The 18,558-nt window shown below is 71.9% G+C and carries 14 protein-coding genes and 1 pseudogene; 8 read left to right on the top strand and 7 right to left on the bottom strand.

From position 1 onward, the window contains the following. Positions 1–72 precede the first annotated feature (72 nt). Both C8E87_RS39125 and C8E87_RS44060 read right to left on the bottom strand, forming a co-directional pair. Complete coding sequence (locus C8E87_RS39125) at positions 73–5,340, bottom strand: diguanylate cyclase (protein WP_166661428.1); 5,268 nt, start codon at positions 5,338–5,340, stop codon at positions 73–75. A 310-nt stretch (positions 5,341–5,650) separates the two neighbouring features. Then, positions 5,651–5,827, bottom strand: a complete 177-nt coding sequence (locus C8E87_RS44060; RefSeq protein WP_166661427.1) for a hypothetical protein — start codon at positions 5,825–5,827, stop codon at positions 5,651–5,653. A gap of 148 nt (positions 5,828–5,975) precedes the next feature. On the opposite strand from C8E87_RS44060, the gene C8E87_RS39120 reads away from it, so the two are divergent. The 3 genes from C8E87_RS39120 to C8E87_RS39110 are packed head-to-tail and all read left to right on the top strand — an operon-like array spanning position 5,976 to position 9,582. Beyond that, positions 5,976–6,215 carry a hypothetical protein gene (locus tag C8E87_RS39120; RefSeq protein ID WP_133878398.1) on the top strand — a complete coding sequence of 80 codons (240 nt, stop codon included), beginning with the start codon at positions 5,976–5,978 and terminating at the stop codon, positions 6,213–6,215. A gap of 39 nt (positions 6,216–6,254) precedes the next feature. Next, positions 6,255–8,465, top strand: a complete 2,211-nt coding sequence (locus C8E87_RS39115) for a beta-propeller fold lactonase family protein (RefSeq protein ID WP_133878397.1) — start codon at positions 6,255–6,257, stop codon at positions 8,463–8,465. Between the two features lie 10 nt (positions 8,466–8,475). Then, a complete protein-coding gene (locus C8E87_RS39110) occupies positions 8,476–9,582 on the top strand; it encodes a hypothetical protein (protein ID WP_133878396.1) in 1,107 nt (368 codons plus the stop codon). 155 nt (positions 9,583–9,737) lie between these two features. On the opposite strand, the gene C8E87_RS39105 is transcribed toward C8E87_RS39110, so the two are convergent. Then, positions 9,738–10,958 (bottom strand): sulfite oxidase, encoded by a 1,221-nt coding sequence (locus C8E87_RS39105; RefSeq protein WP_133878395.1) that lies wholly within the window; start codon positions 10,956–10,958, stop codon positions 9,738–9,740. Positions 10,959–11,002: 44 nt separating this feature from the next. On the opposite strand from C8E87_RS39105, the pseudogene C8E87_RS46095 reads away from it, so the two are divergent. Next, positions 11,003–11,160, top strand: a pseudogene (locus C8E87_RS46095) (LLM class flavin-dependent oxidoreductase); the annotation flags it as partial. Positions 11,161–11,220: 60 nt separating this feature from the next. Here C8E87_RS46095 and C8E87_RS39095 read toward each other — a convergent pair. After that, the gene (locus C8E87_RS39095; protein ID WP_133878394.1) at positions 11,221–13,218 is read right to left on the bottom strand and encodes an MMPL family transporter; all 1,998 of its coding nucleotides are present in this window, start codon (positions 13,216–13,218) and stop codon (positions 11,221–11,223) included. 73 nt (positions 13,219–13,291) lie between these two features. On the opposite strand from C8E87_RS39095, the gene C8E87_RS39090 reads away from it, so the two are divergent. Beyond that, positions 13,292–13,780, top strand: a complete 489-nt coding sequence (locus C8E87_RS39090; RefSeq protein ID WP_133878393.1) for a MarR family winged helix-turn-helix transcriptional regulator — start codon at positions 13,292–13,294, stop codon at positions 13,778–13,780. A 50-nt stretch (positions 13,781–13,830) separates the two neighbouring features. Here C8E87_RS39090 and C8E87_RS44055 read toward each other — a convergent pair whose 3' ends face one another. Continuing rightward, complete coding sequence (locus tag C8E87_RS44055) at positions 13,831–14,169, bottom strand: hypothetical protein (protein WP_166661426.1); 339 nt, start codon at positions 14,167–14,169, stop codon at positions 13,831–13,833. 3 nt (positions 14,170–14,172) lie between these two features. Here C8E87_RS44055 and C8E87_RS39085 point away from each other — a divergent pair, with 3 nt between their 5' ends. Then, positions 14,173–15,006, top strand: a complete 834-nt coding sequence (locus tag C8E87_RS39085) for a tetratricopeptide repeat protein (RefSeq protein ID WP_166661425.1) — start codon at positions 14,173–14,175, stop codon at positions 15,004–15,006. 34 nt (positions 15,007–15,040) lie between these two features. On the opposite strand, the gene C8E87_RS39080 is transcribed toward C8E87_RS39085, so the two are convergent. Continuing rightward, positions 15,041–15,472, bottom strand: a complete 432-nt coding sequence (locus C8E87_RS39080) for a nuclear transport factor 2-like protein (protein WP_133878391.1) — start codon at positions 15,470–15,472, stop codon at positions 15,041–15,043. Here C8E87_RS39080 and C8E87_RS39075 point away from each other — a divergent pair. Then, positions 15,462–16,229 (top strand): GlxA family transcriptional regulator, encoded by a 768-nt coding sequence (locus tag C8E87_RS39075; protein WP_133878390.1) that lies wholly within the window; start codon positions 15,462–15,464, stop codon positions 16,227–16,229. The two genes, C8E87_RS39080 and C8E87_RS39075, sit on opposite strands and share 11 nt — an antisense overlap. 52 nt (positions 16,230–16,281) lie before the next feature. On the opposite strand, the gene C8E87_RS39070 is transcribed toward C8E87_RS39075, so the two are convergent. Further along, positions 16,282–16,707, bottom strand: coding sequence for a MarR family winged helix-turn-helix transcriptional regulator (locus C8E87_RS39070; protein ID WP_133878389.1), 426 nt, complete (start codon positions 16,705–16,707; stop codon positions 16,282–16,284). An 87-nt stretch (positions 16,708–16,794) separates the two neighbouring features. Between C8E87_RS39070 and C8E87_RS39065 the strand changes: the two genes are divergently transcribed. After that, complete coding sequence (locus C8E87_RS39065) at positions 16,795–18,555, top strand: ABC transporter ATP-binding protein (protein WP_166661424.1); 1,761 nt, start codon at positions 16,795–16,797, stop codon at positions 18,553–18,555. Positions 18,556–18,558: the final 3 nt, after the last annotated feature.

The raw sequence follows: 18,558 nt of genomic DNA, 5'->3' as shown, positions 1-18,558 counted from the left end.
TCGGCGCGACGCCGGGGAAAGGCGAGGACGGCCGGCACTCCCGGCTGACCGAGCACGTTGTTCAACGGGCTCTCAGGGGGCGACGCAGACCCGGTTGCGGCCGCTCTGTTTGGCCTCGTAGAGCGCGTGATCGGCCCGGGTCAGCAGCAACTGCAGGTCCAGGGCGTCGCCGCTGCCGCTCGCCAGGCCGACGCTGATCGTGACCGGCAGCAGGCCCGCGGCGGTCTGCACCGGCTCACCCGACACGACCCGATGCAGCCGCGCCGCCACCTCGGCCGCGGCGTGCGTGTCCTGCGGGACGACCAGCGCGAACTCCTCGCCGCCGTACCGCCCGAGCACGTCCCCGGCGCCGAGCGCCTGGCGCAGCCGGTCGGCCACCACGCGGATCACCTCGTCGCCGACCGGATGCCCGTACGTGTCGTTGATGCTCTTGAAATGATCGATGTCGACCATCACCGCGGCGATCGGCGTGCGGTGCATGCGGGCCAGCCGGACCTCGCGGTCGGCCTCGGTGAAGAAGTGACCGCGGTTGTAGAGGCCGGTCAGCCCGTCGATCGTCGCCAGCCGCCGCACCTGGCTGAACAGGCGGGCATTCTCGTACGCGGTCATGCCCTGGCCGGCGATCGTGGCCGCTATCTGCGCCTGCGCCTCGGTGATGGGCTCGTCGCGGGCCGAACCGACGAGCAGGATGCCGAACGGCTCGCCGCGGACCGCCACCGGGATCGCCCACCAGCTGCGCGGCTTCCCGAGCAGCGCGTCGACCGACTCGGCGCCGTGGGCCGTCGTGCGGGTGCGCGGCCCGGTCAGCCCGAGCAGGTCGGACGGCACCGAGAACCGCTCGCCCACCGGCGCCCCGTTGCCGTGCGACGCCGCCACCACCAGCCCGTCAACCTCCGTCCGGGTCAGCAGCACCGCCGAGCTGCCCCCGACCGTACGGGTCAGGCTGCTGAGCAGGCGCCGCATCACCTCGTCGGGGTCGAGCGACGAACTCTGGTCGGCCATCGCCGCGCGCAGGGTCTCGGCCACGTCGCGCTGCCGGCTGGCCGTCTGCACCGCCACCTCGAGCTGGGCCGCCCGGGCGGTCTCGAGCGACACCGCGATGTGGTTGGTGATCGCCTTCAGGATCGCCACGTCGTCGTCGGTGAACACGCCCTTGGCGACCCGGCTGTCCAGGTAGACCACGCCGCGCAGCTGCCCGTCGAACTTCAGCGGCGCGATCATGATGCTGCGCAGCCCGTGCGCCTGCATGCTGTGCGAGCCGAGCGCGACACCCTCCTCGGTGCCGGTCACCACCAGCGGCTCACCCGATTCCCGCACCCGCTCGACCAGCGTGGCGCTGTACCCGGTGAGGTGCCGGATGTCGTGGCTGGCGCCGTCGCGGCCGACATGCGGGACGAGCTGGTTGAGGTCGCGGTCGAGCAGGAACAGGAAGGCCCGCTCGGCGCCGAGGAAGCGCAGGGTCTCGTCGAGGGCCACCCGAGCCAGCTCACGCGGCTCGAGCAGGGTCGCCGAGGCCATGCTGACCTGCTGCAGCGCCTCCAGCCGGCGGCGGTAGAGGACGGCCGCCCCGCCCTCGGCGGCGTGCCGTCCACCCGTGGTGACCAGCGGCGCCGGGCTGGGCAGCTCGGGGCGGGCCTCGGGGAACTCCTCGTCCACCCACCGCACCCGCTGCGGCCACTGCTGGTCGGCGGCGATCGTGCGGGCCATGGACGCTTGCAGCGCGGCCGGTCCGGGCTGGTTGAGCGCGAGCAGCGCACGGGCGCGGACCCGGGCCGCCTCGTACGTGATCAGCGGCGCGTCCATCGGCAGCAGCGAGGCCTCGACGCCGGCCAGCGTGCGCACGGCGTCCTCAGGCCGCCCGTCCAGCACCTCGAAGTCGGCCGTGGCGACCAGGTGGTACCCGCGCAGCAGCTTGTTGGCCGCCGTCTCGCCGAGCCGGTCGACGGCCGCCTTCGCCGCGGCCAGCAACTCCGGACCGCCCCCGGCCCGGCGGCAGCGGGTCAGCCGGCCCAGCGCCTCGAACGTGAAGAACACCCGCTGCTGCGGGACGATCGACCCCGGCTTGAGCCCGAGCCCGGCGAACTCGGCGGCCAGCCGGTCGAACGGCTCGCCCAGCTGCTCGTGCTCGACCAGCGTGATCATCCGGGCCCCGTACAGGTTGATCAGCTGCATCGGGTTGTCCGGGTTGGCCCGCAGGAACCGGCGCAGCGCCTCGATGTGCGCGTTCGCCTCGTCGTTCCGCCCCCGCTGCGCCGCGATCACGGCCTCGACGGCCCAGATCCCGGCCCCCTCGGCCTGGGCGCCGGGGCCTATCCGGGCCTTGGCGCGCTGCAGCCAGGCCTCGGCGTCGGCGGTGCGGCCGCGCTGGAAGTACTGCATGCAGACGCCGCCGACCGCGGTCAGGTAGTCGCCCAGCTCCAGCCAGCGCTCGTGTTCGATCAGGATCCGGCCCCACAGCTGCGAGTCGTCGTCGCGCCCGCTCAGGTGGCTGCCCGCCCCACGCTTCCACTCGACGTAGCCGACCAGCTCCGGGTCGCCGAGCTCGGCGGCCACGGCGGCCGAACGGTCGAAGAGCCGGGTCGCCAGCGCGTGCTTGCCGGCCACGTCGGCGATCACCCCGAGGCCGGCCATGTGCTGGGCGTACTCGCGGCCCGGACCGAGCCGGTTGATCGGGTAGAGCGCCCGCAGGCTCATCATCGCCCGCATCAGCCGCCGCATCCGCATGGACAGCGCGAACGTGCCCAGGTCGTACAGGACGGCCTGCAGCCGGTAACGCTCCCGGGCGCGGTCGCGGGCGGTGCCGAAACCGATGCGGGTACGCCCGACGACCAGCCCCAGCAGCACCGAGGCCAGGGTGGTCAGGATCAGCCCGGCCCGGCCCCGGGGCAGCGGCCGGCCCAGTTCGGACAGCCCGCGGCGGACGGCGTCGTAGGCCCGGTCGGGGTTCCACGAGGCGTTGTGCACCTGGGCCACCTGCGCCTGGATCTCGGCCCGGCGCACCTTGTCCGGCTCGACGCGCAACGCGTGGTCGAGGTGCCGCAGCGCCTCGGCGAACCGGCCGGTGCGCGCGCAGCTGGTGCCGAGCGCGACGAAGAAACCGGGCAGCGGGGTCAGTCCGGCGGTCTCGGCGGCACGGGCGGCGACCTCGAGGAACCCCCGGGCCTCGGCCGGGGCGTGTTCGGCCAGGGCCAGGCGGCCGGCGTTGAACCCGCTCAGGTGCACCCTGTCCGGCCGGCGGTGCAGCTCGCCCAGCGCGTAGTGCCGGGCGGTCAGGTAGACGTAGCGGCGGTCGTCGAACGTGGACGCGTCCAGCGTCTCGGCGATCCGCTGATGCAGCCGGCGGGTGGCCGCCTCGTCCAGCCCGACCAGCAACGCCTCACGGATCCGGTCGTGCAGGAACCGGTAACCCCCGGTGCCGGCCGCGGTGACCAGCCGGCGCGACTCCGCCTCGGCCAGCAGGGCGCCCGCGTGCCGCCCCTCGATGCCGCAGACCGCCGCAACCAGCTCGGTCGGGAACCACCGGCCCGCCGTCGCCCCGGCCACCAGCAGGCGGCGGCTCTCCTCGCCCAGCCCGTCGATGCGCTGCAGCACCAGGTCGACGGCGTCCCCGGAAAGTTCCAGGCGGTCGAGCCCGGCCAGGTCGAGAGTCCACTCGCCCCACGCCGGGGTGATCAGCCCGGCGTCGAAGACGGCCCGCACGTACTCGCCGACGATGAACGGGTTGCCGCCGGCGCGTTCAGCCAGTTCGAGAACCTGGTGGCGGGGCAGGCGCACGCCGCCCAGGTGCTCCTCGACGAGCTGCAGCACGGCGTCGGTGTCGAGCGGCCGCAGCGGGAGCCGGGTGTCGAGGGTGGCGTCCATGTCGGCGCCGAACCGGTCGAGCGCGGCCGCGCTGTCCGGGTCGTCCCGGCTGGTCGCGATCACGAGCAGCGGGGTGCCGGTGAGCCGGTTGGTCACCTGCTGCAGCACCCGGCGGGTCGGGCCGTCGAGCCACTGCACGTCGTCGAGGTGCAGCACCGCCCCCTGGAACTCGTCGGCCAGCCCGACCAGGAAAGCCGCGACCGCGTTGACGAACTGCTCCTGCCGGTGGGTCTCGCCGATCCGCTGCACCCGCATCAGGTCGGCCAGCAGCGGCGACAGGGTGTGCAGCAGGGGACCGCCCCGGCCGGCGGCACGGCGTAACCGGGCGACGGCGTGTTCCCGCTCGGCGGCGGGCAGGCGTTCCACCGTACGGAGGTGACGCTCCACCGCACCACGCAGCGGCGCCAGGGGGATCGGGTCGTCGGGCACGCACTTGCCGTAGAGCACCAGGTCGCCGTCCGAGGCCACGGCGTTCGTCAGCTCGCGCACCAGCCGGGTCTTGCCCGCGCCGGCCGGGCCCTCCACCAGGGCCGCCCCGCCCGCGCCGTCCCGTGCCCGCAACCAGCGGTTGGCCAGCGCGATCACCTCCTGATCACGGCCGACGAGCAGGGTCGGACCCATCGGCCGGACCCCGCGCCTGTCCGTGCCCGGCTCGAACCGCTCGCCGGGCCGCTCGGCCAGCCGCTGCAGGTCGGTCAGCAGGGCGTCACCGCTCTGGTAGCGGTCGTCGGGGTCCTTGGCCATGAGCGTGGCGATGATCCCGGCCAGGCTCGGCGACAACCCGGGACGCAGCGCCCGGGCGTCGGGGACGGGGGCGGTGGCGTGCAGCCGGATCAGCTCGCCGACGTCGTCCGACCGGTACGGCACCCGGCCGGTCACGCATTCGTGGAGCAGCACCCCCAGCGCGTACAGGTCGGAGCGGCCGTCGACCGGGCGCTTGAACATGCCGGTCTGCTCGGGCGCGCTGTAGGTGACTGTGCCCGTCACCCCGTCGTCGTGCGTGCCGTACCGCCCGGCCAGTCCGAAGTCGATCAACCGGGCCGTGCCCGTCCGGTCGACGATCACGTTGTCCGGCTTCACGTCGCGGTGCACCAGGCCGACCCGGTGCGCGGCCGCGAGGGGGCCGACCAGGTCGACGGCCAGGCGTACGACGTCGTCCTCGTCGAGCGGGCCGCGCTGCAGCACCTGGGTCAGCGGGGCGCCGTCGATGTACTCGAGCACCAGATAGGCCCCGGCGTCGGAGCGGCCCACCTCGAAGATCCGCGGCAGCAGGGGATGCCCGACACAGCCGAGCAGGGCCGCCTCACGCCGGATCGCGGTCAGCGCCCGGCCCGAGTCGGCGGCCGCGAGCACCTTGAGCGCATAGTCCTCCCCACGGCGCCGGACACGGTAGACCACCGTCTCGGCCCCCCGGCCGAGCTGCGCGACCACTTCGAGATCGGCGATTGATCCCGGTGTGGTCCCAAAGATGGCGGTCAACGTTTCCTTCCCGTTCTCGGGGGCTCCCCGGACGGTACGCCCCGGCCCAGGTGGGACACCACCTCCGCCCCCATTCGATCCTTGGTACGGCCCACCGCCCCGCCCGGTTCGATAAGCCCGCCGCCGGGTCCGGTACGCCGCCCACGCGTCGGTCGCCATTCACCGTGCCCGCGCCGTGCGGTCGCGGCATCCCACGCCGGGCGAAACCTCCACGCCGGCTCGGTTTGCTCTCGCCGCGGTGAGAGCCGGCGGGCGGACGTCGGCGGGCCGGCGGTGGTGGGCCCGCCACACTCGGCCCGGCGGGGCGGGGTCAGCGGCGTAAGGCGTCGGCCGGTTCGCTGCGGGCGGCGCCCCGGACCACCCGGGCCGTACCGCCCGGGATCATGGCACCGAGCAGCGTGTCGGCTCTGCGCTCGACGTCGTCGACGATGCCGATCACCGCGAACGGGGTGCCGCCGACCGCGGGTTGATTGTCGACCCAGGTCACACCGAGACGACCGGCCGCGCCCGAGCCGAGCCGAGCACCAGAGTCGGGCGTCTTTGGGAGGCCCGCTTGAACCGAACCGTCGCGGGCGGCGTGTGGACAGGGCCAGGGCTGGAGACCGACCGAAGGCTGTGCCAGATGTGCTGCTGTTTTGAACCCGGTGGACGCGCCGCCCGTACCCCGGAGCATGTGGGATGACGGACGGTTACTGGCAGCGCTGGCGGCGCTGCCGGCTGAGGCCTTCATCGATGGCCAGGCCGACGATGATCTGCGATGGCGGCGCACGGCGCGGCATCTGCTGCGCGAACTCGGCGCGGAACAGGTGCTGCCCGCGCTGCCCCCGGGGCACGTCGCCCCGGTCCTCCAGCTTCGGCCACACCCGGTCGACTGATCCGGTCGGCCGTCCACTCCGAGACAGGGCGGTGACCAGATGAACACGCATAGTCTGCCCGAGCAGCTCGCGACCGTCGACGAGCTGCGCGACCAGGCGCGAAGCGACGAGCGCGACGTCGCGGTGACGGCCCGAGCTTCCCTCGTGCGCCTGATCACCGCCGACAATCCCGAGGTGTCAGCGGCCGCGCGGCAGGCCGTGCGCGAGACCTCGATCTCCCTGGTCCCGCCGAGGATCGACTTCGGTCCCGTGTCACCGGGCACGCCCCGGCTCTCCGCGGCGATCAAGATCGAGGGCGCCCCGATCGCCCTGACCTCCACGATCAAGGTCACCGGCGCGGGCCTTCGAGCGCGCATCGCCGGAGGACTCCTGCAGGTGCAGTGGCTGCCGGGCGACGGCCCGCTGACGGGCATGGTCTCGCTCGACGGCCCCGCCGGGGCGGCCGACCTGCCGGTCACGGGCCACATCACCGCCGCCCGGACCACCTTCGATCCTCTCGAAGCGGAATGGCCACCAGCCACCGCCGTGCCGTCCGAAACGGCCTGGCCCTCGGGTGCCGCCGTGCCGTCGGAAACGGCATGGCCGTCGGGTGCGGCCGTGCCGTCGGAAACGGCCTGGCCCTCGGGTGCCGCCGTGCCGTCGGAGACGGCCCTGCCGCCCGAGGCTGCCCTGCCGCTCGATGCCGCCTCACCCGCCGAAGCTGTCCAGCCGGCCGCGACCGGCACGTCTCCGGCCGACGACGTGGCGGACCCGGCCCCAACTGCGACATCTCCGACCCCGGTCGAGCCGCTTGAGGGTGAACAGGCTCCGACGCCGGACGGGTTCACGCCCGACCCCTGGGGAACGGACGCGCTGGCCGGGTGGCCCGGTGAGCCGGAGCGGCCCGACACGACCCCGCCCTCTGCCGAGCAGAGTGACGTGTGGCCGGCCGAGACGACACCGCTGGCGACCCACCCTGTCACGACCGACGAGCGGGACGACGACGAGCCGTATCGCTGGGAACCGCTGGAGACCGAGCCGGCCTCCCGTGGCGGATGGGCGGCTGTCGACCGTGCGCCTGCCGTCGCGTCGCCGTCGAGAACCCGCCGCCGGGGTAAAGGGCTGATCATCGCCGGGGCGACCGCGCTGGTGCTGCTCGCCGGCACGGGACTCGCCGCCGCCGTGACACTGCGCGACGACCAGTCCCCGCCCACGAAACAGGAGCAAGTGGCCCAGCCGCCCGCCGACGAGCAGGGCCGGACCGGCGGCAACGGCGCCGACCAGGGCAGCGGCGCCGACGAGGGTGACGAGACCGGAAACGGCAACGCCGGTCAGGGGAACGCCGAGCAGCAGGGCAACGGCCAGGCAGTTCCGGCGAGCCTGGACAAGCCGACCGTCGCCGGCACGATCGAGGTGGGGGACGAGCCCGAGGGTGTGGCCGTCTCGCCCGACAGCAAGACGCTGTACGTAGCCAACCAGAACTCGCGGATCCTCTCCGTGGCCGACCTGCAGTCCGGGCAGGTCAGGAACGTCACGCTGCGCAACACCCCGCGATTCGTCACCGTGTCGCAGGACGGCAAGCGCGTCTTCGTCTCCATGTACGAGGACGACCTCAGCGGCAGCGGGGTAGCCGTCGTCGACGCCCAGAAGCTGACCGTCCTGCAGAACCTGAGGACCGGAGTCCAGCCGTACGCGCTGGCGGTGGCCCCCGACGGACGGCTGTGGGTGCCCATCCACGGCGGTCGCAACGTCGAGATCTACGAGTCCGAGGAGCTGACCGGCCGCGTTTTCGTCCCCGAGAACCCGCACGCCGTCTCGTTCGGCACCGACGGGCAGCGCGCGTTCACCCCGGACCACGAGTCGAGCACGGTTTCGGTCATCGACACCCGCAACGACAAGCGGCTGAAGTCGATCCCGGTCAGCGCCGCCCCGCACAGCCTGGCCGTGTCACCCGACGGCCGCACGGTCGTGGTCGCCTGCTTCCAGGCCAACGCCGTCGACCTGATCGACACCGAGACGCTGGAACGCCGTGGCCCGTTCAAGGTCGGCCGGAAACCGCAGGCCGCCGCGTTCGCCGTCGACTCCGGGCACGCGTACGCGGTCAACGAGGCAAGCAATTCGGTCTCCGTCATCGACCCCGCCAGCGGCAAGGTCACCGCCACCGTCCCGGTCGGCCGGAGCCCGCGCACGATGGCCGTCGCCCCCAACGGCAAGTTCGCGTATGTCTCCAACGGCGGCGACGACACCGTGACGATTCTGCGGGTGAGCTAATGTCGCCGGCATGCATCGACGGGGATTGCTGAAGCTCGCCGCTGGACTGCCGCTCGCGGCCGCCGGACTCAGTGCCGCACCGGCCGCGGCGGCCACCGCCCCACTGCCTCCGCCGCGCGGGCGGGTCGCCGGGCTGCTCGTGCGCGAGGATCATCTGGTCCGTCCGGCCAACCGGAGCCGGCTGCGCGGGCTGGTGCTGCGGCTGCCCTGGAGCGTCGCCCAGCCCACGCCCGGCGCGGCCATCAGCGAAGCGGCCGAGGAACTGCTGGACGGCGCGGAAGCGGCCGCCGATTTCCCGTTCCTCAAGCTGCGCCTGCTCGCCGGCATCGATTCGCCCGAGTGGGCCAAGGAGATCGGCGACGGCCCGCTTCCCTGGGTCGATCCGGACGACGTCACCGCGGCACACACCGTGCCGCACTGGTGGGATGCCGGCTTCCTCGCCGCGTACGAGGATCTGCTGACGAAACTGGCCCCTGTCCTGGCTGGACGTCCGCGCTGGGCCGAGGTGACGGTCTCGGCCACCTGCACGGTGTTCGCCGAGCCGTGCATCAAGCAGTTCGGGGTCGCGGCCAACCGGAGCACGGCCATCTGCGCCGGCTACACCGACGGCGCCGACCAGGACGCCTTGGAAGAAGCGATGGCCGCTCACCATCGGAGGCTGACGCCGCTGGGCATCACGTCGTCGGTGGCGTACAACCCGTGGCAGACACTCGACGCCGGCGGCGCGCTGAAGACTGATCCGAACACGACCATCGCCCTGATGAACCACCAGAGGACCACCATGGAGACGTACGGGGTGTGGGCCAACAACTCCCTGAGCGTGCGCGAGGAGAACGGCGAGCTGGTGCAGACCCGGCCCGAGTACGAGTCGATGTACCAGCACATGATCACCGCCGCCGGGCAAGGACATCCCGTGCAGTTCCAGACCGCGACGCTCGCAAAGATCGAAGACGCGGGCGGTACGGTGTACGACACCGCGTCCTGGGCGGCCCGCAACGGCGCCGTCTCGGTCGAGCTGCCGCGCGGCTGGGAGCAGGCGCCCGACAAGGTGATCAACCAGGACCGCGCCGACGAGCTGAACGCCCGGTTCGCCGACAATGCGGCGGACACCCTCTGAGCGCCGATGATCCGGTCAACCCGTTCGTCTGTTCGCACCTCGATGAGGAAGCCGCACGCCGGTACCCGCACCAGCAGGCCACGGCCACGTTGCCGGAGGCGCTGGGTGGGTGGGCTGCCCTCGGGTTCGGCCGGACAGCCCGTGCCCGTGGCCTGTCAGGACGCTGTGACCGGGACCTTGACGACGGCGTCGAACAGGTAGCCGAGGGTGTTGTGGCGGGCTACTTCCGGCTGCGCATTTCCCCGTACGTCGGTAGCCCGCGCCTGCAACACGTGGGTGCCGGCGGTCGGGCGCCAGTCGACTTCCCAGCGCTGCCAGGCGTTGTCGATGGACGGGCCGACGGGGCGGGCTCGCCGCCAGCGGGTGCCGCCGTCGGTGCTGACGTCGACGTGTTCGATGCGGCCGGCGGCGGACCAGGAGCGGCCGGTCAGGCGCACGGTGCGGCCGGCCGGGAACGTGGCGCCGGGGTCGAGTTCGAACGCGCTCTTGATGGACTGCCTGTCGAACGGCTGGCCGTCGGCCGGGAATCCGGGGCCGAAGAGCCGGTAGAACTGGGTGTTCCAGGGCGAGAACAGGGGCTCGTCGGAGACCTCGATGCTGCCGACCCACTTGATCGACGAGATGCCGATCCAGGAGGGCACGACCAGGCGTACGGGATGGCCGTGGTCGGTGGGCAGCGGGGAGCCGTTCATCTCGTACGCGAGCAGCACGTCGTCGAGGGCCTTGCGTACCGGCATCGGACGCCGGACGGGTCCGAGGTCGACGCCGCCGCTCACGAAGTTGGCATCGAGCCCGGTGGCCTGCACGTCGACGGCCCGCGGCGAGAGCCCGGCCCGGCGCAGCACGGTGGACAGTCTGACGCCTCGCCAGCGGGCTACACCGACGGCGCCCAGGCCCCACGCCGTACCGGAAACGGTTTGGCCCTGTTGTGACGTGAAGTAGCCGCGGGCGTTGCCGGCGCACTCGATCGCGACCGAGTGGGTCACGGAGGGCAGGCCCTTGAGGTCGCGCAGTGTGAACTCGGCCGGGCCGCCGCGCAGGCCCGCCCCGAACACGTTCAGCCGCCACGACCTGCTGTCGACGGCCGGGGTGCTGGTGTGGTTGCGGACGAAGAACCGGTCGATCGGCACGTGGTAGCCGACGTCCTTGAGCGACGACCACAGCGTCTCGGCGTTCGTGCCGAACTGCTTGAACAGCTCGGGCGGCAGCGGTTTGACGATGGGGGCGCCGGCGGCGACGGCCGGGGCAGCGTCGGCCAGAGCCCCTGCCGCGCCGACCGCCGCGGTCAGTTTCAGCAGGTCACGCCGGGAGAAACCGCGAGCGCGGCCGGACCGCCACTGGCTCAGCCGGAGCTCGTCGTATGCGCGTTCATCCATGACGCTGACTCTATAGAACCTATAGGAGATGAGGGTAGGGTGCGCGGCTCAGGTTCCTGGTCGCGTTCCGCCCGGGACTGCTCTCGCCGACGCCTGCAGCGCGGATGGCGTCCACGTCCGGCGGCCTTCCGGCGGGCGCCTGCCGCTCAATGCGGTCACCGATGGCGAGTCGCACGAGCCGCGCCGGTTCGGTGACTTCCTGGCCGGCCCGCCGCCATCAACATCTCAAGGCGGCGGCGACCTCCCCGGCCGCCGCTGACTCTCAGGCCGGGGTGGCGACCTTCTCCGGCTGGGTCGCTGCCGGGCGGCCCGGCCACCAGAACCGGTCGCCGCACATCGTGGCCAGGGCGGGCACCAGCACCGTACGGACGAGCAGCGTGTCCAGCAGGACGCCGATGCCCACGATCACGCCGATCTGGGTCAGCGTGATCACCGGCAGCACCCCGAGCACGGCGAACACGGCCGCCAGCAGGATGCCCGCGCTGGTGATGACGCCGCCGGTCACGGCCAGGGCGTGCACCATCCCGTCGCGGGTTCCGCGCTCCGGTGTCTCCTCCCGGGCCCGGGTGACCAGGAAGATGTTGTAGTCGACGCCGAGCGCGACCAGGAACAGGAACGACAGCAGCGGTACGCCGGTGTCGAGCGCCGGGTAGTCGAAGACGTGCCGGAACAGCCAGCTCCCGGCTCCCAGCGCCGCTGCGAAACTCGCGATCACCGTCACGAGCAGCAGGACCGGCGCGACCAGGGCCCGCAGCAGGCCGATCAGAACGAGCAGCACCACGATCAGCACGGCCGGGACGATGACGGTGAGGTCCCGGCGAGCGGCGTCCCGGTCGTCCAGGCCGGCCGCCACGCTTCCGCCGACGAGCGCGTCCTCGCTGTGCACCCGCTCCCGCAGAGCCCGTACGGTGTCGTACGCCTCGGGTGTGTCGGGGGCGGCTGTCAGCACGGCGCTGATGCTCGCCAGGTCACCGGCCTGCTCGCCGATGCGGGCGCCGGCGACCCCGGGCGTCTTGGTGACGATGCCCAGCACCTCTTCGGCGCGGGCCGGGGTGGTCATGACCGTGGCCGGGTCGGTGGCGCCGGCCGGGAAGTAGTTGCTGACCGTCTCGAGGCCGTCGACCGCCTCGGCCTCGACGCGGAACTGGTCGGCCTGCGACAGGCCCAGGCTGGTGCCGATCAGGCCGCTGCCGAGCACGCCGAGAATCGCCACGGCGGCGACGGTGACCACGGCCGGGCGGCGCGAGACCCCCCGTCCGATCCGCGCCCAGAGGCCCTTGCCGGCCTCGACACCGGCCTTGCCGACGCGCGGGACGAACGGCCAGAACAGCCCGCGGCCGCAGACCAGCAGCGCGGGCGGCAGGACGAACAGCGCGAAGACGGCCGCGATGGCGATCCCGGCCGCCCCGGCCACCCCGAGCGCGAGGTTCCTGCCCAGGCCGGCCAGCAGCAGGGTGAGCAGGCTCAGCACGACCGTGCCGGAGCTGGCCACGACGGCCGGGCCCGCGCCCTTGAGCGCCTTGCGCATCGCCTCGAACCGGTCCTCGTACCGGTGCAGCTCCTCCCGGTAGCGCGAGATGATCAGCAGCGCGTAGTTGGTGCCGGCCCCGAAGACGAGCACCGTGATGATGCCGTTGGTGGACGCGTCGATGGCCAGGTCGGTGTGCCGCGACAGGATCGCCACGACCGAGCCGCTGAGCCGGTCGGCCAGGCCGACCACCGCGAGCGGGACCAGCCAGAGGATCGGGCTGCGGTACGTCACGAGCAGCAGCAACGCCACCACGACGACGGTGACGAGCAGCAGGCGGGTGTTGGCGCCGGAGAAGCTGTCGGCCAGGTCGGCGGTGAAGCCCGCGCCGCCGGTGACCTGCGCGGTGATGCCGTCGGGGGTCTGCGCGCGAACCTGCTGACGCAGTTCCGTCACGGCGTCGACGATCTGTTCGGCCGAGTAGCCGGCGGGGTAGGGCTTGGAGACGATCGCCGCGTCCTTGCCGGGAGCGACGATCGGCCGGCCGAACGACTGGATCTTCTCCAGCTCCGCCGGGGTGAGCGGCGTGCCGTCGTCCTTGGCGAAGACGATCAGCGCGGGGTTGACCTGGCCGGACGGAAGCTGCCGCTCGAGCTCGGCGACCCGTGTCGACTCGGCGTTACCGGGTAGTGAAGCGGTCGGGTCGTTGGTGGTTTCGAGCGGGCCCGCGAAGGCCAGCACGCCACCACCGATCAGGACCGCTATGACAAGCGTGAGCCAGGCGCGACGCATGGTGCCTCCACGATGAAGAATCTCGACAATCGAGATTCTTACCCACCGGGCGTTCGTCTGCAACACTGACGCTGTGAAGGAACGGGACGATCTCCGCGCCGACGTGGTGGACCTGCTTCGGCTCTACAGCATCGAGGCGCAGCACGTGGCTCACTCGTTCGCGAATCAGGAGGGGCTGCACTTCACCGACCTGCAGGCCCTGATCGCGGTGATGCACGCCGAGCGGCGCGGCGACCCGCTCACGCCGGGCCGGCTGGGCGAAACACTCGGGCTGTCCTCGGGCGCCACGACAGCGGTGATCGACCGCCTCGAACGGGCCGGGCATTTACGCCGTACGCGGGAAAGCGCCGACCGGCGAGTCGTGCACCTGCGGTACGGCGAGCCCGGGATGGAGCTCGCCGCCGCGTTCTTCGGTCCGCTCGGCCGCCGCAGCCAGAAGGTCATGGACGAGTTCAGCCGCGGCGACCTGGAAACGGTCAGGCGCTTCCTGAGCGGAATGCTCGGTGCGATCACGGAGCACCACCAGGAGCTCCGCACCCGAACTCCACCCCGCCGTACCTGAGGTGGGCCGAGGTCACGGCCGATCGTTGAGCCCGTGACCGCCGTACGGGCTCAGACGGTGACGTCGATGAGGGCCGACCGATGCGTGTTGATCACGCGGCGGCTGTCCTGCACGGCGGCGCGGTCGGCCGCGATGGTCCGCTGATCGGCGCCGGATACGAAGTCCGTTCGCAGTCGCTGCACATCCGTGTGCAGGTGGACGAGGCTGATGTGCGACATCCAGTGGGTCGGCCCGATCGTCATGATCTGTCCCTCCGCTTCCGGGGAATGGGGTTGCTCCTCGTTGGCAACCACACGATCGGCACCGGCGCCGCCGCGGTTGAGGATTTCCGGCAACCCGAACGCACCCGCGGCGAACCGCTGCCCGCGCCCCACGCGGCCGATCACCACGGCGTGCAGAGCGAAAACCTCCTCGACCGTGCCGGTGACCTGCTCTCGAACGGTCAAGCCGGCCAGGCCGCGACCCTCCTGGCACCCGTCGTGGGCGCCGAACCCGGCAACGGCGTCGCATGGCTGCTGATGGCCCGCGCCCGGATGGCCCTGGGCGCGCACGCCGAGGCGCTCGAGGCCGCCCGTACGGCCTTGAACCTGCACCCGCACGGCATCGAGGAGCTGTTCTGGGTGAGCGCCGCCTACACCGCGCTCGGCCGGCACGATCTCGCCGTCACCGCTGCGGCCGCCGCCTCGGACGAGGAACCTGGCCACCCCCGCCTCGCCGAACGCCACGGCCGTGCCCTGCTGGCCGCCGCACGCACCACCGAAGCCGTCCTCGTGCTCGAGGCCGCCGCCGAGATCGCCCACTACGACGCCGACGTGCAGGTCACGTACGGGATGGCCTTGTTCGCCGTGGGCCGTCCGCTCAGCGCTCGTGAGGCGTACACCCGTGCTCTGCGCCTCTCGCCCGGGCACCCGCGCGCGCTGGCCGAGCTGCGCCGCCTGAGCGCGGCCGAACGGCACATCCGCGACGCCGATTCCCTCGTACGCGTCGCCGACGAGTTCGCCGAGTCGCTGCGAATCCCCGCCGGTGGTCTTCGCGGCGCCTCCGATCCGCCGGTTCTGCAACATGTCGCGCGGGTCGCCTTCGGCGTCTGCCTGGCGGCGTTGCTGCTGCTCGCCGTGCTGATCCGAGTGGCCGGTGTGGACGTGCCGGCGCAGCTGCTGATCGGCACCTTCACCATCACCGGCGCAACGGCGTTCCTGACCGCCTACACCCAGCTGCGCCGCTGAGGCATCGTCCAGGAACCGACGATGCCTCTCCCGGTCAGGCGGTGTGGGCCGGGGGCTGCTGAGCGGAGCGCGGGTAGTAGTTGTCGAAGGCCTCCGACTCGATCTGCCATGCGAACGACTTGGTGAACTTGCCGTCGGCGATTTCGTAGAGGTAGAGGCGCGGGACGATCAGTTCAGGCTTGCCCGGTCGTGCATGCCTTTCCTGGACGAGAAGCACCACGACGGCGTCGCCCGCGAGGAGGATCGCAGGCGGGCCGACGAACGAGACATTGCCACCGCTGAGCTCCTGTAGTCGCTTCATCGCCTGCAGGGACTCCTCGGGGCTGCGGGACTCTCCAGCCAGCTCCGAGTTGCCGGCCATGTAATGCGTCTTGTTCGGCGCGTAGAAGGCGGACATGCGCGCCAGTCCCTCTGCGCCTCCCTCCCCGTAGGCGGCGTAGTAGTCGGTCAGGAGCTTGATCGGCAAGGCGGACACGATTGTGGTTCCCGCCTTCGATCCCCGTCGCGCCACGCCCACCTTGGATCCTGCCCTCGCCGAGGCGATCTCCCTCGTGGCTCCCGGCACTCGGGTGATGTCGATCTGCACCGGCGCCTTCGTCCTCGCCGCCGCCGGGCTCCTCGACGGCAGGCCCGCCACCACGCACTGGCTCCTGGCGGATCAGTTCAGCCGCTGGTTTCCCCGGGTGCGTCTCGACCCCAGCGTTCTCTTCGTCGATGACGGAGACGTGCTGACCTCTGCCGGCACTGCCGCCGGGATCGACCTCTGTCTGCATGTGCTGCGCTCGGATCACGGGAGTTCGCTGGCAAACCAGGTCGCCCGCAGGTGCGTGACCCCGGCGTGGCGCAACGGGGGCCAGGCTCAGTACATCGAGCGCCCCGTGCCAACGCAGCCAGACATGTCCACCTCAGCCACCAGGCAGTGGGCGCTGGAAAACCTGGACCGCCCGCTGACACTGGCGGACCTGGCCACGTACGCCCAAATGAGCCGACGCACCTTCACGCGGCGATTCCACGAGGAGACCGGCGACAGTCCTGGGCGGTGGCTCACGCGTCAGCGCGTCGTACGTGCCCGCGAACTCCTGGAAGAGACCGATCTGGGCATCGATCAGGTAGCCGCCCGGGCGGGATTTGCCACTGCCACTTCACTGCGCCAGCACCTGCACGCCGCCGTTGGCGTCGCCCCCCTGGCGTACCGTCGAACCTTCCGCGCGGCCGAAGCTTGATCGTCGGGCTGCGCCGGCAGCTCCGGAAGCCTCTCTCACGGCGCGTCGTCCGTCAGTCGTTGTCGTCGCGGAGTTTGCGGAGCAGGCGGGTCAGTTCGGCGCGGTCGGCGGCGGAGAGGGTCGCGAAGAACTGTTCGCCGGCCTCGCGGCGGGCGGCATGGATGTCGCGGCTGACCCGCTCTCCCTCGTCGGTCAGCGTGACCAGCACGGCGCGCCGGTCGGCCGGGTCGGGGCGGCGTACGGCCAGGCCGAGGCGTTGCAGGTCGTCGACCACCTCGGTGGCCGAGCGGGGGGCGATGCGCAGACGTTCGGCCAGCGCGCCGGGGCGCATGTCGCCGTAGCGGGAGAGCACGCTGACCGCCCGGCCCAGCGACGGGGAGAGCTCCCACGGCTGCAGTGCCTCGCGGGTGCGGCGGCGCAGGCGGCGGGACACGGAGAAGAACTCGTCGGCCAGGCCGTCGTCGTCGACCGAGTGCACCGGAATACCGTACCAGGGACTTCTGTTGTTCCCTCATGTTGAGGTAACCTCAGCATTGTCATCGTGTACGGGAAAGAAGGTCCGCACTTGGGAAGCAAGAAACCCACCGCCGCCGAGATCGCGCAGGCGAGGAACGTCTCGCTGCGCCGCATCGGCGCCCTGTTCACCGACCACCGCCGCCCGCTGAGCGTTGTGGTCCTCACCATCGTGGCCTCGTCGATCGTCGGCATGGCCAGTCCGTTCCTGCTGCGCGAGGTGATCGACACCGCGCTGCCCGAACGGAACGTCCAGCTCCTGGTCTGGCTGGTGATCGGCATGGTCGCCGTCGCCGCCGTGACCTCCGCGCTCGGCGTCGTGCAGACGTGGATCTCGACCACGATCGGCCAGCGCGTCATGCACAGACTGCGCACCGACGTCTTCCGTCACCTGCAACGCCAGTCGATCGCGTTCTTCACCCGCACCCGCACCGGCGAGGTGCAGTCGCGCATCACCAACGACATCGGCGGCATGGAATCGGTCGTCACCTCCACCGCCACCTCGATCGCCTCGAACCTCACCACCGTCGTCGCCACCGCGGTCGCCATGGCCGCGCTGTCCTGGCAGTTGTCACTGGTGTCGCTGCTCGTGCTGCCGCCGTCGATCTGGCTCACCCGCCGGGTGGCGAGCATGCGCCGGGCCATCACCGCACAACGCCAGCGCGAACTGGCCGACCTCAACGTCATCATCGAGGAGGGCCTGTCGATCGGCGGCGTGCAGCTGACCAAGACCATGGGCACCGGCCCGGCCCAGGTCGAGCGCTTCACCGCCTCGTCGAGCCGGCTCATCGACCTCGAGCTGCGCTCCGAACTGGCCGGCCGCTGGCGGATGGCGTCGATGAGCATCGTGTTCGCCGCCATCCCCGCGGTCATCTACCTCGCCGCCGGCCTGCCGATCACGTCCGGGTCGATGAGCATCGGCACGCTCGTCGCGTTCACCGCCCTGCAGTCCGGGCTGTTCCGGCCGCTGATGTCGCTGCTCAACGTCGGTGTCACGGTCACCACCTCGCTGGCGCTGTTCGCGCGCATCTTCGAATACCTCGACCTGCCGATCGACGTCGACGAGCCGGCCCGCCCGGTGCCCCTGAAGGCTCCGCGCGGCCACTTGCGGTTCGAGGACGTCACATTCTCGTACGCGGGAAGCAACGCCGCCGCCGTGGCCGGGGTGACCCTGGACGTGCCCGCCGGGTCGTCGCTCGCTCTCGTCGGTGAGACCGGCTCGGGCAAGAGCACGATCGCCGCGCTGATCGCCCGGCTCTACGACCCCACCGCCGGGCGCGTCACGATCGACGGCGTCGACCTGCGCGACCTGTCGCTGGAGACGTTGTCGTCGATCGTCGGCGTCGTCTCGCAGGAGACATACCTGCTGCACACGAGCGTGCGCGAGAACCTGCGGCACGCCAAGCCGGAAGCCACCGACGCCGAGATCGAAGCGGCCGCCCGCGCCGCGCAGATCCACGACGTGATCGCCGCCCTGCCCGACGGCTACGACACCACGGTCGGCTCCCGCGGCCACCGCTTCTCCGGCGGCGAGAAGCAGCGCATCGCCATCGCCCGCACCCTGCTGCGTGACCCGCGGATCCTCATACTGGACGAGGCGACCAGCGCGCTCGACAACGAGACGGAACGGGCTGTGCAGCGGGCCTTCGACGAGCTGGCGCGCGGCCGCACGACGGTCACCATCGCCCACCGGCTGTCCACGGTCCGCAACGCCGACCAGATCGCGGTGGTCGACCACGGCCGCATCCTCGAGAACGGCACCCACGATTCCCTGGTCGACGTGGGTGGCCGGTACGCCGCCCTGGCCGCCTGACCC

The sequence above is a fragment of the Paractinoplanes brasiliensis genome (assembly GCF_004362215.1).
GTDB classification, from domain to species: domain Bacteria; phylum Actinomycetota; class Actinomycetes; order Mycobacteriales; family Micromonosporaceae; genus Actinoplanes; species Actinoplanes brasiliensis.
The sequence above is the reverse complement of the archived record's forward strand: the minus strand, read 5'-3'. Positions and strand labels throughout refer to the sequence as shown.